The sequence below is a fragment of the Pigmentiphaga aceris genome (assembly GCF_008119665.1).
Lineage (GTDB): Bacteria > Pseudomonadota > Gammaproteobacteria > Burkholderiales > Burkholderiaceae_B > Pigmentiphaga > Pigmentiphaga aceris.
Genome location: NZ_CP043046.1, coordinates 4,763,450 through 4,778,400, shown reverse-complemented (window position 1 = coordinate 4,778,400; position 14,951 = coordinate 4,763,450). Strand labels below are relative to the sequence as shown.

14 protein-coding genes are annotated in these 14,951 nt (G+C 59.1%); 3 read left to right on the top strand and 11 right to left on the bottom strand.

All coding sequences use genetic code 11. The features are described 5' to 3' along the window. Nucleotides 1–139: 139 nt before the first annotated feature. From FXN63_RS20695 to FXN63_RS20675, 5 genes are all read right to left on the bottom strand, one after another. Entirely contained in the window at nt 140–328 is a 189-nt protein-coding gene (locus FXN63_RS20695) for a hypothetical protein (RefSeq protein ID WP_148817066.1), read from the bottom strand. A gap of 627 nt (nt 329–955) precedes the next feature. Continuing rightward, entirely contained in the window at nt 956–1,279 is a 324-nt protein-coding gene (locus tag FXN63_RS20690) for a hypothetical protein (protein WP_148817065.1), read from the bottom strand. A gap of 60 nt (nt 1,280–1,339) precedes the next feature. Further along, nucleotides 1,340–1,690, bottom strand: coding sequence for a hypothetical protein (locus tag FXN63_RS20685; RefSeq protein WP_148817063.1), 351 nt, complete (start codon nt 1,688–1,690; stop codon nt 1,340–1,342). A gap of 124 nt (nt 1,691–1,814) precedes the next feature. Next, nucleotides 1,815–2,420, bottom strand: coding sequence for a glutathione transferase GstA (gene gstA, locus FXN63_RS20680; protein ID WP_148817061.1), 606 nt, complete (start codon nt 2,418–2,420; stop codon nt 1,815–1,817). Nucleotides 2,421–2,647: 227 nt separating this feature from the next. Beyond that, on the bottom strand, nt 2,648–3,610 hold the full coding sequence (locus FXN63_RS20675; RefSeq protein ID WP_148819642.1) for a DMT family transporter: 963 nt from the start codon (nt 3,608–3,610) through the stop codon (nt 2,648–2,650). A 257-nt stretch (nt 3,611–3,867) separates the two neighbouring features. On the opposite strand from FXN63_RS20675, the gene FXN63_RS20670 reads away from it, so the two are divergent. After that, nucleotides 3,868–4,338 carry an Lrp/AsnC family transcriptional regulator gene (locus FXN63_RS20670; protein WP_148817059.1) on the top strand — a complete coding sequence of 157 codons (471 nt, stop codon included), beginning with the start codon at nt 3,868–3,870 and terminating at the stop codon, nt 4,336–4,338. Nucleotides 4,339–5,704: 1,366 nt separating this feature from the next. Here the strand turns inward: FXN63_RS20670 and FXN63_RS20665 are convergent. Then, nucleotides 5,705–6,766, bottom strand: coding sequence for a LacI family DNA-binding transcriptional regulator (locus tag FXN63_RS20665; protein WP_246164917.1), 1,062 nt, complete (start codon nt 6,764–6,766; stop codon nt 5,705–5,707). A gap of 244 nt (nt 6,767–7,010) precedes the next feature. Between FXN63_RS20665 and FXN63_RS20660 the strand changes: the two genes are divergently transcribed. After that, entirely contained in the window at nt 7,011–7,979 is a 969-nt protein-coding gene (locus FXN63_RS20660; RefSeq protein WP_342791195.1) for a Bug family tripartite tricarboxylate transporter substrate binding protein, read from the top strand. Between the two features lie 82 nt (nt 7,980–8,061). Further along, nucleotides 8,062–9,222, top strand: coding sequence for an L-talarate/galactarate dehydratase (locus FXN63_RS20655; RefSeq protein ID WP_148817057.1), 1,161 nt, complete (start codon nt 8,062–8,064; stop codon nt 9,220–9,222). Nucleotides 9,223–9,299: 77 nt separating this feature from the next. Here FXN63_RS20655 and FXN63_RS20650 read toward each other — a convergent pair whose 3' ends face one another. From FXN63_RS20650 to FXN63_RS20630, 5 genes are all read right to left on the bottom strand, one after another. Beyond that, entirely contained in the window at nt 9,300–10,196 is an 897-nt protein-coding gene (locus tag FXN63_RS20650; RefSeq protein ID WP_148817055.1) for a DUF6999 family protein, read from the bottom strand. A gap of 5 nt (nt 10,197–10,201) precedes the next feature. Beyond that, complete coding sequence (locus FXN63_RS20645) at nt 10,202–12,148, bottom strand: iron-containing redox enzyme family protein (RefSeq protein ID WP_148817053.1); 1,947 nt, start codon at nt 12,146–12,148, stop codon at nt 10,202–10,204. 12 nt (nt 12,149–12,160) lie between these two features. Beyond that, entirely contained in the window at nt 12,161–13,147 is a 987-nt protein-coding gene (locus FXN63_RS20640) for a fatty acid desaturase (RefSeq protein ID WP_246164916.1), read from the bottom strand. Continuing rightward, nucleotides 13,144–13,923, bottom strand: a complete 780-nt coding sequence (locus tag FXN63_RS20635; RefSeq protein WP_148817051.1) for a sterol desaturase family protein — start codon at nt 13,921–13,923, stop codon at nt 13,144–13,146. The genes FXN63_RS20640 and FXN63_RS20635 overlap by 4 nt, the downstream gene beginning before the upstream one ends. A gap of 131 nt (nt 13,924–14,054) precedes the next feature. After that, nucleotides 14,055–14,432, bottom strand: coding sequence for a YggL family protein (locus tag FXN63_RS20630; protein ID WP_148817049.1), 378 nt, complete (start codon nt 14,430–14,432; stop codon nt 14,055–14,057). Between the last annotated feature and the right edge of the window lie 519 nt (nt 14,433–14,951).

The window sequence follows — 14,951 nt, the reverse complement described above, 5'->3', positions numbered from 1 at the left end:
TAAACCCCATCCGGGATTAGGCCTGCATGGCGGGGCAGTTCTGCCTGGCCAAATCGCACGTGGCGCAACGCCACATCAAGTGCGTCTTTATGTCGGACATGTTTATATCGAACATGTCAAACATCGGGCATCCCAGTCGTCAGGCCTGGCGATGCTCGGTCTCTGTGACAGGGCTCAAGGCAGCCTTGAAGTAACCCGTGCCGTCACTGCGCTTCACATACACCACACCCGAACAACGTTGATCTGCGCCGGTTTGTTCAAGCCATGCGTCGATGTGATGAACGATGTCGTCCCGGGTTTCCAGTTCGGTGGCAATTGCAGTTCCCATGATTATCTCCTCTGTTGCATATCCGCTACTTACTGATCAGTACTCAAGCATTTTGCGTGCCCAATGTAGTGGTGCTCCTTGACGGTAGAGTGTGAAGGTGAGTAGGAGTTCCGCAGAAAATCGCCACGCCGGACACGAGTTAACCCATCCATTGAAGGAATGACTTTCATCGCGCTGCTTGCTCGGAAAAGCAAAAGCGTGGAAGAAAGGCGAGGAAAATCTTGGATGATCGGCGCGCAGGCGTTACCCACGCCGAGAGAAGATAAGACCTGACGAGTGAACATCAGCTCTGCTTCAACCACGTTCTATTGACTGCTTATCGTTGATCTCTCAGCCTGGATACCGACAGGCCAAGCTGCGGTCGGCTATTTCTTTTTCGCATCAGCCGGTGTGGGCCGGCTGGAACTGGTGCTGAACGGCGAAGCCGGTGCGGCCGGTTTCTTGTCCTGCTTGGGCTTCTTTGCTTCGCGATTGCTACGTACTTGACCTTTGGCCATCGAAATTCTCCGAAGCACTGCGGTTGCACGCCACATGGCTGGAGCTAGCATACGCGCTATTTCGAGCAATCGGAGCTGCGGATCCTGGGCGGATGCACGTGTTTTTGAAGGTTTACATCGTGCTCGCGGGTCAAACGTCGGGGCGCTGGCGGCTGCGCCACTTCTGTCGCCAGACATGCAGCCAGCCCACCGTGGCGAAGATAACTACCGTGCCCAGCACCAAGGTGGTCAAGCCGCTGATCGCTACCTTGATCACAAAATCGGCGGGATCGCTGTCGAAGGTGAGCGGGCCCAGCTTGCCATCGACATAACCGTAGAACAGCGCCGTGAACAGGTTGCTTGCGCCTGCCGCGGTGTAGAACAGGCCGACCAGATAGGCGGCACCGTAGGCGACCCAGGTATTGGCGGCGAAGAATCGGCGGATACCACCCTGTGTGGCGCGATCTTCAGGCATGTAAATCAGTCATGTAAATCAGTCATCGCAAACAAGGTCAATAATAGCCATGGCAGGCGGTCAAAGATTCAGCCGCACGATATGGCTGATCAGACAGATTGCGCTGACACCTGCAAGCAGTTTGCATGTTCGCTGCAACGCAAGCGGCATCGGCGATTTGGGCCATAAGTACACCAGCAGCAGGCTGAGCACCAAGGCTGCGCCGGCAAACACCATCGAGGCAAACAACGCCAGCCCGGGGCCCAGGCCGCAGTTGCTCAGGTGTGGGCCCGTGCAATACGGGTATGCGTAGGCGAAGGTGTACACCATGTAGCCCAACGCAATCGCAAGCAGCGAGCCGAGCAGGGCGCGCACGATGATCTTCCACGGAAAACGCTGGTTCGCGGATGGTGCCGGCGGGAACGAATTCAAGAAAGCTCCTGGCGTGTCCGCGCCATTATCCATGCAGGTCGATTGATCTTGTTCTCACCCTGCATGGGTGGTCGGACACGCAGCCTTGGCAGGCTTGCGCGAAGCCTGCCAAGCCGGTCGACGATCAGGCCAGGCCTTCAGCCGCCAACACTTTCTGAACGGCAGGACGTGCTGCCACGCGTGCCTGGAAGGCCACGATTTCGGGCCACTGGTTCAAGTCCAGCTTTGCCACCGGCGACCAGCGCAAGACGGTGAACAGGTAAGCGTCAGCCACGCTGAATGCTTCGCCCATCAGATAGGACTTGCCCGCGAGCTGCTGATTCACATAAGCCAGGCGGCGGTCCAGCGTGGCCTTGGCAATGCCCTTCCAATCGTCGCCGGAAGCCGGGTTGAAGAAGGCGCTGAAAGATTTGTGCAGTTCGGTGCCGATGAAGGTCAGCCAGCTCTGCACTTGATAACGCTCGACGGTGCCGTTGGCCGGTGCGAGCTGCTTGCCCGCAGCCTGGTCGGCGATGTATTGCACGATGGCCGGGCCTTCGGTCAGCACCTGGCCGCCGTCCAGCAACAAGGCAGGCACGTAGCCCTTGGGATTGATTTCCAGGAAATTGGCGCCGTTGGCCGTGACCTTGGTTTTCAGATCGACTGCTTCGGTTTCGTAGGGCAGCCCCGATTCTTCAAGCACGATATGGGGGGACAGCGAACACGCACCGGATTTCAGAAACAGCTTCAAGATATCTCCTGGGATAAGTTGCGCGAGTCGATGGGGGATTGCCGACCATCGCGCATCGATGGAACGGCAGAAACTATACGACTGCCCCATGGAAAAAGCGCCTGGCATCGCATCATGCCAGGCGCTTTTTTTGTTTGGATCGGTCACGGGCGGGTGGCATCTGATTGGCATCTGGTTGGTACCTGTGTGCCTCGGGCCATTCCACCCCGCGTGGTGTGTCGCTGCCCTTACGCTGCAACCGCCACCGGCAAGGTCTTGCGTTTGCGCCAGCGCAGCACTGGCACCAGCATGCCCAGACACATCAGCGACAAGCCCGCGACCAGGTCCAGTGACAAGGATTCATGGAAGAAGATTGACGACAAAGTGATGCCCACAATCGGTACGCCCAGCATGCAGATCGACACGGTCACCGGGGCCAGGCGCTGGGTCATCTGCAAGACCACCAGGAAGGTAAGCGCCGTTGCCAGCGGGCCGGTGTAGGCAATGATCGGCCAGGTCTGCGGATTGGCCAGGAAGCGCGGCGCACCGTCAATCACGCTGGCCAGAATCAGCAGGGGGACGGCAGCCACCAGCGTTTGCCAGGGCAACAAGCTCAGGTCCAGAGATACGCCACGGGTCATCTTGATCTGGATGATGTTGATCGCCCAGCTCAGCGACGCGCAGGCCAGCAGACCGAAGCCGATCAAGGCAGTCAGGTCGGCGTGCAAGACGGCGGGCAGCACCACGATCGCAATGCCTGCATAACCGCAGACCGTCGACACCCACTGACGTGTGGTCATGCGTTGCTTCAGAATCAGCGCCGCACCGGGCACCACCCAGATGGCGGTTGCATAGGCAATCAGCGAGGCGCGGCCCGGCATCACGAAATGCAGGGCAGCCGTCACCAGTGCTGTGAACAAGCCCATTTGCAGCAGGCCCACGCCGATCACCACCGGCCATTCGCGGCGGTCAGGCACGCGCAGCTTGCCCAGCATGGCTGCCATGCCGAAGCTCAGCACACATGCTGTGGCGAAACGGCTTGCCGCAAACCAGATCGGCGGAATGATTTCTGCACCCAGTTTCATGACGGGCCAGTTGCCACCCCAGATGAAGATGGCCATTGCGCACAGTGCGATGAAGCCCAGGCTCAGGGGCTTGGTGGCAGGGGTGGTTTTGGTGGCTGCGCGGGTAGTCGCTTTGCTGCCGGTCATGCTGATGTCGTTCACGTGCGGATGCTCATCGGTGCGCGTGGCTGATGCACTGGCGCTGAAGCATGAATGCTACCGAGGAGGGTGCCGCAGACAATTTCGAATAGGGTTTACCCGTGGTCAATTATCGGCATAAAAATCTGCTTTGATATTGTTCGGCAATAAAATATGCCGATAAATTGCTGTGCACCAAAATATGGCGTCTTGTGCCCGTTTTCAGGGCGGGATTGCCCTAGGTGCCGATCACAGGAACTTTTCGCATGGCTACCCGCAAGCTGGACAGCATTGACGCTCGCATTCTTTCTCATCTTCAGCGCAATGCGAAGCTGACTAATCTGGAGCTGGCTGAGCTGGTGAATCTGTCTCCGTCTCCGTGTCTGGCGCGGGTGAAGGCGCTGGAGCGCGATGGGGTGATTTCGCGTTATACGGCGTTGGTGAATCCGGCGTCGCTGGGGCTCAATGTGAATGTGTTCATCCGGGTGCGGTTGGAGAAGCAGTCGCGTGAAATTCTGGCAAGCTTTGAGCACGCGATTGGGTTACGGGAGGAGGTTTTGGATTGCTACCTGATGAGCGGTGAGGCGGACTATTTACTGCGGGTGGTGGTGCCGGACGTGGCGTCGCTGGAGAAGCTGACGATTGATCATTTGTCGCGGATTCCGGGGGTGGCGAATATTCAGAGCAGTTTTGCGTTGAAGGAAGTGAAGATTCATAGTCCGTTGCCGGTTCGGTAAGGGGTAGTGCAGACGTGGCCTGTGGGGCGGTCGCGGGTGTGAATTCGAACATCGCTTTCGTCGCTTTGTAGCCAGTCGCGGGTGTCGGGGGCGCATCGTCTGCCCCGCTGGACCTACGCGTCGGGTCTCCCGCCCTCCACGTCGTCCAGAAGGGCAGCCGCCGCGCCCCCGACACCCACGCCTTCAAGGTCGTTTGGCTAAAAGCAGATCCCGCCTTTGGGCGATCTGCAATTTTCTTGCTGCTTGGTGCTGGATGCGGTGCTCGGCATTCGGTGGCCACCATTCTTGAGCACCATGCGGCTGGCCCTAGGGACTGGCTGGCCAGGTCGCTACGAAGCGACTCAGCGGCTCACGTTTCAGGTCGTTCTTCAGGGGCCTTTAAGGGCAGCGCCACTCAAAGATGTCGAGCGTCTGCTTGGTCGTGGGGTGACTTGGAAGCGGGTGGCCGCGCATCAGGTAATGCGACGAAAAGGCGGGGCGCTGATGGTTGGCGCTTTGAAGGCCGTGCATCGAACGTTCGGGGCGATGACGAACATTCGGAGTGGTGAGAAACGGTTTTAGCGGTGCTAAACGTTGATACTGCTAGGCGTTTCCGAAAGCCCTGACACGTCTGTTGAGCGCATGTATCAAATCAGTCACCAGCACTGTGATCGTGGACCTGTGGGGCAGTCAGAAATTTTGTGTGCAAGGCGTGTCCGACCGCCAGCCCTCCGTACACAGTTAAGTGCGTCAGGCTACCCATGCCCTGGTAGTGCTGCTATCGCCGAATGGCGGGCGTTTCGATCAACAGGCAGCACAAGCGTCGGCTCCAAATCAGCCGCCGGCACCACGATCGTCGCTACCGCTCTCCGCATGCCGTAATGCGGCGGCCACCCGCTTCGGTGTCACCCCACCATTAAGCAGAAGCGCAAATTTTCTTGCGTGGCACTGCCGTAAAAGGCCGCCGAAGAACCCACCGAATCGTGAGCCGGAGAAACCGCTTCGTGGCGACCTGGCCGGCCAGTCCCCGAGGCCAACCGCGTGGTGATTAAGGATGGTGGCCGAAAAATGCCGAGAGCCGGTTGCAGCACTTGGCAGCCAGAAGAATGCTGCCTACCAAAGGCGGGATTGGCTTTTAGCCCGAGCAGGTCTGAAGGCGTGGGTGTCGGGGGCGTGGCGGCTGCCCTTCTGGACGACGTGGAGGGCGGGAGACCCGACGCGTAGGTCCAGCGGGGCAGGCGACGCGCCCCCGGCACCCACGACTGGCTACTCAGAATTGCTCAAATCGCTACACGGCGCCGGGCCGATCAACGAAGTTCGAATCGCCAAGACGACTGGCCCAACAGCAAGGTCCACATCGGTACTGCGACTGTCTCAACAGCAGCGTTCAGATCGATTCCCGCTCAATCAACTCAAATCCCACATCGATCACTTTCTCTGCAGAATCATCACCCGCCGCCCGCGAAATGAACGCCTCCGCCGTTCGCGTACCAATCGCCTTCTTATCGATGCGAACCGTCGAAAGCGACGGGAACGTATGCGCGGCAAAATCGAAATCACCGAAGCCGAAGACAGCCAAGTCTTTGGGAATGGTCAGACCACGCGACTGCGCCTCGGCAAGCGCACCTTGCGCAATCGCGTCTGACCCACACACCAGCGCATCCAACGTTGCGCCAGATGCCAGCAGATTCGACAGACCCACTCTCCCAAGTTGGAAAGTCGACGGAGCCTTGCCAACTTCCCGGTGAATCTCCGACACCCCCTGCGCCGCCAGCGTGTCGGCAACGCTTTGCAGACGTATCAGCGAACGCTCGTCATCCGCACACAGCAACCCATAGTTGCGATACCCCTTCTTCAGCAGATTCAAGGCAATCGCTTCACCGATTTTCACGTGAGAAAAACCGATGACCGTGTCCAGCGGGGTGGGGGTCAAGTCCCAGATTTCGACCACCGGAATGCCCGTCGACAGAATTTTGCGACGCGTTTCCTGAGAATGACCGATGCCGGTCAGGACAATGCCATCGGGACGACGGCTCAGGATGGCGGTGATGAGCTCGTCTTCGCGTGACGCCGGGTAGCCGGACAAGCCCAGCAGCAACTGATAGCCGTCTTGCCATAACCGATCCGACATCGCCTGGATGGTCTCGACGAAGATTGAATTCGAGATGTGGGGAATGATCGCCGCGACCAGACGGGTTCGCCCGCCGGTCAAGGCACCCGCCAGCTGGTTGGGGATGTAGCCCGTGAGCTTGACGGCTTTCTGCACCAGCTCGACCGTTTCTGGATGAACGATTTCAGGTCGATTCAGTGCGCGGGACACGGTGATCGGCGATACGCCTGCCACGCGTGCGACATCTTTGAGCGTTGCGCTTTCCATGCGCGCAGTGGCTCGGACGGTGGTGAGTGGCGCTGGCGCGGCGTCAGTCGATTTTGCTCGGCGGGTGTTCATGGTCGGGGCGTGATCGTTGATCTTGAGTATAGCTGGCGACCATGAGCCCAAAAAGCGGATGCGGCAGCCACATAAAGCTCGAATGGTAGCGATGTCATATCCGTATTGACCCGATATCGGGAAATCAATGAATACCTGTAGATTAAAAATGATTGCGCAATCATTGGCCTCGTTTGTAGACTTTCAGCCACCAGAATTCGCATTGGCCTGCCGGCTGATCGCTGGAATCGAAGAACAAGGAGACATGATGAAAACCAGAATATTTGTCGCCACCCTTTTGTTCGGTATGAGCGCGGCTGCGCTCGCCCAAGAGACCTACCCGGTCAGACCGATCACCGTTGTCGTGCCGTTCGCGCCGGGCGGCTCAAGCGACATGATTGCGCGGGCGCTCAGCCCGAAGATGAGCGAAAAGTTGGGACAGCAGCTTGTCGTCGAAAACAAACCGGGGGCCACCGGCGCGATTGGCGCGACGTTTGTGAAGAGCGCTGCGCCCGATGGCTACACGATCCTGGCGGCGTCGATTGGCGTGTACTCGGTGAACCCGCATTTGCAGAAGAAGTTGGCGTATGACCCGTCGAAGGATCTCGACATGCTGTCCATCGCCGTGCGTGCGCCGAACGTGCTTGTCGTCAATCCCAAGCTGCCGGTCACGTCGGTGCACGACTTGATCGCGCACCTGAAAAAGAATCCGTTGGCAGTCAGCTTCGGCACATCCGGTGCCGGTACTTCCGATCATCTGACGACTGCCTTGTTCTGGCAGAAGACCGGAACCAACGGCATTCACACCCCGTACAAGGGCGGCGCGCTGGTGATCACCGATGTGATGGCGGGCCACCTTGACGCGTCGTTCCAGAACATTAATGTCACGGTGCAGCAGATCAAGAGCGGCAACCTGAAACCACTGGCGATCACCAGCGAAAAACGTTCGCCCCTGTTGCCTGACGTCCCCACGCTTGATGAGCTTGGCATCAAGGATATGAACGTCTATTCCTGGCAGGCCTACGCCGCACCAAAAGGGCTGCCGGCTGCGGTGAAGACGAAGCTGCATGCATCGATTGTTGCCGCGCTGGACGACCCGAAGTTGAAGACCCAGCTGGTGGATCAAGGCTTCGAGCTGGTGGGTAATTCTCCAGAAGCCGCGTCTAAGTTCCAGAGCGAAGAATTAGCTCGTTGGAAGAAAGTCATCGAGGTGGGTGGCATCACGGTGGACTGAGGCCTGGCTTCACTCATCACGCATTTATCAGCGCGTGCATTTATCAACACGCGCCCTTTATCAGTACAAGGCATTGCTCAACATGAACGCTCCAGACGTGTCGTCTCCGAACCCGAACGATGATCGGATTGCCTGGATCCGCATTTCGTCCGTCTACCTTCCCTTGGCCACGCCGATCAGCGATGCCAAGGTGCTGACCGGGCGGCAAAAGCCCATGACCGAGATTGCGATGCTCTTTGCCGAGATCGAGACTCGGGATGGTCATTCCGGTCTGGGTTTCAGTTATTCAAAACGGGCGGGTGGTCCGGGTCAGTTTGCGCATGCCAAGGAGATCGCACCCAGCCTGATCGGTGAGAATCCGAATGACATTGCCCGGCTGTGGGACAAGCTGGTGTGGGCTGGCGCGTCAGTTGGTCGAAGCGGGTTGGCAACGCAGGCAATCGGGGCCTTTGATGTCGCCTTATGGGACATGAAAGCAAAACGGGCAGGGCTGTCATTGGCCAAGCTGCTGGGCGCGCAGCGCGATTCCGTGCAGTGCTACAACACCTCGGGCGGGTTCCTGCATACGCCGCTGGATCAACTGCTGAAGAACACCGATGTATCGCGCAGCAAGGGTATTGGTGGCATCAAATTGAAGGTCGGCCAGCCGGACTCGCGCATCGATATCGAGCGTGTCTCGACGGTGCGCAAGCACTTGGGTGACAGCTTCCCCTTGATGGTGGATGCCAACCAGCAATGGAATCGTCCGACGGCGCAGCGCATGTGCCGCGTGATGGAAGCGTTCAACCTGGTGTGGATCGAAGAGCCGCTGGACTGCTATGACGCGGAGGGCCATGCGGCGCTGGCCCGGCAATTCGACACACCGATTGCCACCGGCGAGATGCTTACCAGCGTTGCCGAACACTGGGATTTCATCCGACAGGGCGGGGCGGATTACCTGATGCCCGATGGGCCGCGCGTGGGTGGCGTGACGCCTTATCTGAAGGTGGCGACCTTGGCGGAACATGCCGGGCTGATGATCGCGCCGCACTTTGCGATGGAACTGCATGTGCATTTGGCGGCAACGCATTCACGCGAGCCTTGGGTGGAACATTTCGAGTGGTTGGAGCCGCTCTTCAATGAACGCCTGGAGACCAAGGACGGCCGAATGATGGTGCCCACGCGTCCTGGCCTGGGGCTTACGCTCAGCGATCAAGTGAAGTCGTGGACGGCTGGGGTGGAAGAGGTCGGCACGCGTCCATGATGGGGATGTGAGGTCAGGTCTCTGTCGTGAAAGGCAACCTGACGCTTGCGTGGCGCGTGCGATCTCAGTCGTTCTGCTCAACTCAGGGGCGCAGGTTCCGGTGCCCCTTGCTGCGCATCGCGCATCTGCGTCAGCAAAGCGTGCAGCATCTCTGATGACAGCCCATGCAGCACCAGCCGATGCCCGGCGCGCAGCGTAGACAAGGGCACCAGCGGGTGGTTGTTGTTGACCAGAATCAGGTGATGCGGGGCCGACAGCAGCTGCGCTGCATAGATGCCGATCGTCTCGTCCAACTGCAGGGAATTGGCGGCCCGCCAGAAATCGTTGTCGGTCAGCAGCAGCTGATACAAGGGCGTGAAAAGCTCGATGGCGCTTTGCAGGTCCAGGAAATTCAACTTGCCCTGGGGCATGCTTTCCAAGGGCAGGTCTGGCTCGTGGATCATCGAGAAATCAAGCCGTTCAGGCGGGTGCATATCCAGGTTCTGGTCACGCAAAGCCTGGTTCAAGCGGATCACGAAGTTGAACAGGTTGATGTCGTGTTTGACGAACAGGTCGTCGCGATAGTCCTCGACTTTGTAGGGCTTCAGTGGCGTGGTGGTGATCGGCGCGGGCGAGTTCGTGCCGATGAAGGCAAGGATCTGCGAACCCAGATGGAAGTGCCGCATGATCAGCCAGTTCGCTTCTGGCGACACGAAGCGTTTCAGGCCCCACGCCAGGATGCGATGCAGCAGACGCGAGTGCGACCAGCGCTTGGGCAGCACCATTTTGAAGATCTGAATCAAGATGATGAATGCGCGCGCCAGCGGCCGGAACAGCGGTAGCAGGTACTGGCGAGAACGCGAACTTGAATCCTTGAGCCAGGCTGACTTCACTTCATCTGGCAAGGGCGTGCTGCGATCCAGGTACGACGCCAGCCAGGGGCTGGGGTCGGCTGGGTCGTGACCGCGTTCAAGAAAATCTGGCGTTGGGCGCATGGCGATCAATGCTCTTTGACGTAGTGGAATTGCATCAGGTACAGCGCGGCAGTCCGCCGTGCGGTGTCTACGATACGGCGTTCAGCTGAACCATCGGGATCGCAATCCAGAGCCAGCCGGACCGCCACCAGCCATTCTTCCAGGTGATGCTCGTCATTATGGCCGTGATATTCCAGGAAGCGGAATGCGTCCGGGGGCAGCGGTACGCTGGCCTTCAACAGCGGCAGCAGGGCTGGCACGATGCGTTGCCCGGTGCCTTCGATCACGTAGATCGCGCCCAGCAGGCCAATCGGGTCACGGGTGGCAGCCAGGGAGTGCAGGTAGCTGTTCAGCGCTTCGCCGCCTGGGTTGCGGTGCAGCGTGTCGATGTCTTCAGTACCGCCTGCCTTCTGATAGTCGCTGAACAGAATCTTGAAGTCGTTCTGTTCTTCGCCTGCGTGCTCGCTGATGAGGGCAGCCAGCGGTGCATAGGCTTCGGACAAGGATGCCGCGCCTTCACGCATCCACTTCGAGCCCTCTCGCACCTGGGGAATCCAGTTGGCCATCCAGGTCACGTAATCGTCCTGGGTGAAGCGGCGTTCGCGCAGCGTGCGAACCAAGGGCGTGCGCCATACACGTGAGCGGTAGTCGTGCCAGATGGACGCCAGTTCGGTCAGCAGTTCGCCCATGCCTTCCGGGGCTTTGGCGGGATCGTGCGGTGGCGCGATGGCATCGGCGTCGAGCGACAGGCCGGTTTCACCGGCAGGTGATGTGATGGATGTTCCGCCGGTCGGTCGATAGGCAGACGGGCTGCTCGTACCGTTGGTCATCGGCTGGTCATCGGCCTCGACTTCAAACAGCATGTAGGCAGTCGTGAAGCGGCCCGATTCTGGGATGTAGCAAAAGATCTGCTCGCCCGGTTTCACGGTCTTGGTTTGCAGGAATTCGGCCAGCATGATCATGATCGATGCTGCGCCGGTGTTGCCGCGCCATGCCAGGTTGCTGAACCAGCGTTCGCGCGGAATCGACAGGCCCGCCTGGTCCATCAGGTTTTCCACCACCGGGATGAATTTCTCGGATGAGTAGTGGCACAGGAAGTGATTCACGCGTGTGGGGTCGATCCACTTGTCGCGCACCAGCTTGGCGTATTCGTGAATGCTGATGTCGAACAGGTGTGGCAGCAAGCGGATGTCCTGACGCAAGGACAATGCCCCGTCTGCTTCGGCATCGGTCCACGACGGGTAATCCAGATGCGCCTTCTGGCGATCTGCCGTCAGGCCAAGCTGCATGCACACCGGGTAGTCGCCCGAGAAGCTGCGGTGATGAATGAACTTAAGTTTGATGCGAACGCCGGGTGCAATGCTTGCCGCCTGATGTGAGCCATCGCCCAGCAGCACGGCACCGGCACCGTCCGACAACATCCAGCGCAGGAAGTGGGCGTCGAAGTCTGCGTCGTAACCGCGCGCGGCGAAGCGCGATCGCTTGAACAGCCGCGAAGGCATCTCTGCGGCCACCGCCAGGCTCAGTCGATGGGAACCCAGCTCGATACCCTGTGCTGCAGCCTGAATGGCCGACACACCGGCTGCGCAGACTCCGTGGATGGACGAGGTTTCCATCGGTGGAGCAGCCAGTTCGCCTTGAATCATGTTGGCGAAGCCGGGCATCAGCGTGTCGCCACCCGAGGACCCGCTGGACAGGTACGACACGCTGGCGATATCCACCTGCGCGCGCTGCATGCAATCGCGAATCGCCTGGGATGCCATGGCCGCATTGGTCAGTACCGTATCGCCCTGGGTGTCGATGGCGTAGTAGCGCTGCTTGATGCCGTTCTCGGCCAGGATGCGCGACTTGATGCGCGAGGAAATGCGGTTCAGCGGCGCAATGAATTCGTCCATGCGCACGTTGTCCACGGGTTCACCCGGCAGGAAATAACTGGCGCTCTGAAGGTACACACGGTCAAAGGCGATTGGCATGAAAATTCGCTTCTAGAAAACAGTCGGGCGGGTGGTCGGCGGGGGTGTGTTTGTTGATGCGGGAACTGGTACGGGCATCAATGATCGACTGCGATAACGCTGGCAGAAAGTACCCAGCACAAACACACGTGCCATGTAGGACAGCAGACCCGGTTCGTTCAACATCGGGTCTACACGATGACGATAGTGCGTGCGATGCAGCTGGGTCAGCGTTGCCCAGTGTGCACGTGAGTGTTCATGATGAGCCGTATGCAGGCCGATGTTGAACAACAGCGGATTCACCAGCCCTTCAAAATTGCGTGCGTAGTTAAGCCGGCCTGGCGGACTTGAGGATCGGCCGTGCGCTGACCCATCGGCGTGCGCATGTTGCAGATAGTTGGTGACCAGCAACCAATGCAGTCCGTGCAACTGCGGAATGATGAAGTAGAGCAGGCCCTTCACCGGGTCGGCGATCAACACGCCTGCCCACAATGTGATCCACGTGGCGTACTGCGCCATGCAATAGCGCCAGACCCCTGGCCAGTGTCGTCGCAAGCTGCCCAGCCAGCTGAAAATAAGCGGATACAGCGCAACAATCGCCTGCAGCGGGTGCAGCACATAACCCAGCAGATGATTGGTATCGCCACCAAACCGATAGGTGCGCGCCACATCCTGCGGCCCGTGTTTGTAGCGATGATGATTGCTCACGTGCGACGGATAGAACACGCAGGTGGGATGTCCCTGCAACAGCGTGATCCAGAAATCCGTGATGCGATTGGCCCATCGTCCGTGCCACATGCGGCGGTGTGTATGGTTGTGGTGGATCACGCCAATGCCCAGCGTCAGGAACAGCAGCAGGCCATACAGCACGATGGAAAATCCGTGCGTCCACATCCAGACCACCAGCGCTGGGTAGGCCGCCAGATAGGCCACGCTTTGCCAGTCACGCCAATGGCGAAGGCGTGGCAGGTGACCAGGCGACTGCTTGCTGCTCAACGGGGTAGGCAAGGGATCGATCAAGGCGCAGACGCACCGCGCGCTTTGCGCCGCTGAAATGCGTCGATCTGATCGTGGGCGGCGTCGCCATCCAGACGCGTGCGGAACAGGCGATCCATGAACGTGAACTGGAAGCCGAAATTGCCTTGATAACAGGCGTGGTGCAAGTGATGGCGTCGGCTGGCGGCAAACCAGTGCGCATAGGACACGCGCGGGAAAAAGTCGTAGTTGGCGTGACCGATGCAATTGAAGAACAGGCTGAAGATCGGCACCGATGCCAGAGACCAGAAGCTGAAATCGTGCACGACCATCGGCAGCAGAATCACGTTGCCGAGCATCGCGGCTTCAATCGGATGAAAGCTGTAAGTGGAGAACGGCGTGGTCACGACTGACCGGTGATGCGGCAGATGAAACTTGCGCAGCAGCTTGGTGTGCAGCAGTCGGTGATTGATCCAGAAGTGGATGTCGTTCCAGATGACCAGTGCAAAAATTTCCAGCGCAATGCGGATGCCGCTGGCGTTGGGGGTAAGTTGTGCCCAGCCCAGTTGCAGCAGTCCCCACGGGAAAATCATGCCTGTGCCGAACAGCAGAATCGACAGCGCAGACTGTTGAAGTTCGCGTTTGAGTTGGCCAGGGGCCAGGGGGCGTGGGTCGAGTGGGTGACCGATGCCGAGCGCTGGCAGCAGTTTGGTGGTCAACAGCCACGTAAGACTGCCGAACACCAGGTAGATACCGCCGAAGAAGGCGAGTCCCCACAGCATGACTTGCCAGTAAGAGAGAGATTGAAACGCCAGTCCCATGTGCTTGCATTGTCCCGGTCGAGTATCAGCGCGGGATCATATCGAAAAGGCCACAGGCGGGGCTGGCGTGTTTACAACTTGCGACTAGCTGTTGGCACGTGCGCTGGTTGTGCAGTGCATGGTTGGGTGGTTTAGCGGGCCTGGTCGGTGCCGTACCAGCCGTCTACCAGTTCGCCAAGTTGTACCTGGCTGACTTCGGGCCGCTTTTCCAGCCATTCCTGGACTGCTTGTCGGTCGGCTTCGGATGCGGAGCCTGGTCCCCATTTGGATACGAGTCCGTCGGTTTCGAGCAGTGGCAGGCTGCCACCGAAGCCGCCGATGACGAGGTGGCGTGATTCGGTCAGGGCGATGAATCCGTCGAGCAGGTCGGCGTATGCGGATTCATCCAGTGGTGGGTTGAAGCTTAGTTGGACGTCGAAAACAAGTTCCTGGAATTCGCCGACCAGCAGCTTTTTGCGTTGGCGTCGATTGAGTCGTTTCAGCTTTCCGGTCAAAGGTGTCTGGCTCATTTTCCATCCTTGTTGGTTGGCAGCTTCGAACGCTGCTCGTCTCGAATCACGCCACAGTATCCATCAACCGTCGAGATAGTGCTGAATCGCTTGAGTCGATGGTGGGCTTTGGCTGCCAATAACGCTGCATATATTGCGCTGCGTCAGAGGGCGGTGGTTGATGGGGGTTTTTGTTTTGTGATGGTGTGGTGGTCTTTTGCCAGTCGCGGGTGGTGGGGCCGGCTCGTCTGCCCCGCTTGACCTTGGCGTCGGGTCTCCGCCCTCCACCTTGTCCAGAAGGGCAGCCAACCCGGCCCCACCACCCACGCCTTCAAAACGGCTTTGGTTAAAAGCGAATCCCGCCTGTGGATGGCCAGCAATCTTCTGGCTGCTTGGTGCTGGATGCGGTTCCCGGTATTCGATGGCCACCGTTCTTAGCCACTACGCGGCTGGCCTTCGGGACTGGCTGCCCAGGTCGCCACGAAGCGAGTCAGCGGCTCGCGTTTCCGCCCGTCTTTCAGTTGCCTTTTACGGCAGCGC

Excerpts from the sequence above, each read along its gene's own strand:
- FXN63_RS20670 (WP_148817059.1), top strand. The coding sequence starts at position 3,868 with ATGGCTACCCGCAAGCTGGACAGCATTGACGCTCGCATTCTTTCTCAT.
- FXN63_RS20665 (WP_246164917.1), bottom strand. The coding sequence starts at position 6,766 with ATGAACACCCGCCGAGCAAAATCGACTGACGCCGCGCCAGCGCCACTC.
- FXN63_RS20690 (WP_148817065.1), bottom strand. The coding sequence starts at position 1,279 with ATGCCTGAAGATCGCGCCACACAGGGTGGTATCCGCCGATTCTTCGCC.
- FXN63_RS20675 (WP_148819642.1), bottom strand. The coding sequence starts at position 3,610 with ATGACCGGCAGCAAAGCGACTACCCGCGCAGCCACCAAAACCACCCCT.
- FXN63_RS20655 (WP_148817057.1), top strand. The coding sequence starts at position 8,062 with ATGAACGCTCCAGACGTGTCGTCTCCGAACCCGAACGATGATCGGATT.
- FXN63_RS20645 (WP_148817053.1), bottom strand. The coding sequence starts at position 12,148 with ATGCCAATCGCCTTTGACCGTGTGTACCTTCAGAGCGCCAGTTATTTC.
- FXN63_RS20650 (WP_148817055.1), bottom strand. The coding sequence starts at position 10,196 with ATGCGCCCAACGCCAGATTTTCTTGAACGCGGTCACGACCCAGCCGAC.
- FXN63_RS20660 (WP_342791195.1), top strand. The coding sequence starts at position 7,011 with ATGATGAAAACCAGAATATTTGTCGCCACCCTTTTGTTCGGTATGAGC.
- FXN63_RS20695 (WP_148817066.1), bottom strand. The coding sequence starts at position 328 with ATGGGAACTGCAATTGCCACCGAACTGGAAACCCGGGACGACATCGTT.
- FXN63_RS20630 (WP_148817049.1), bottom strand. The coding sequence starts at position 14,432 with ATGAGCCAGACACCTTTGACCGGAAAGCTGAAACGACTCAATCGACGC.
- FXN63_RS20635 (WP_148817051.1), bottom strand. The coding sequence starts at position 13,923 with ATGGGACTGGCGTTTCAATCTCTCTCTTACTGGCAAGTCATGCTGTGG.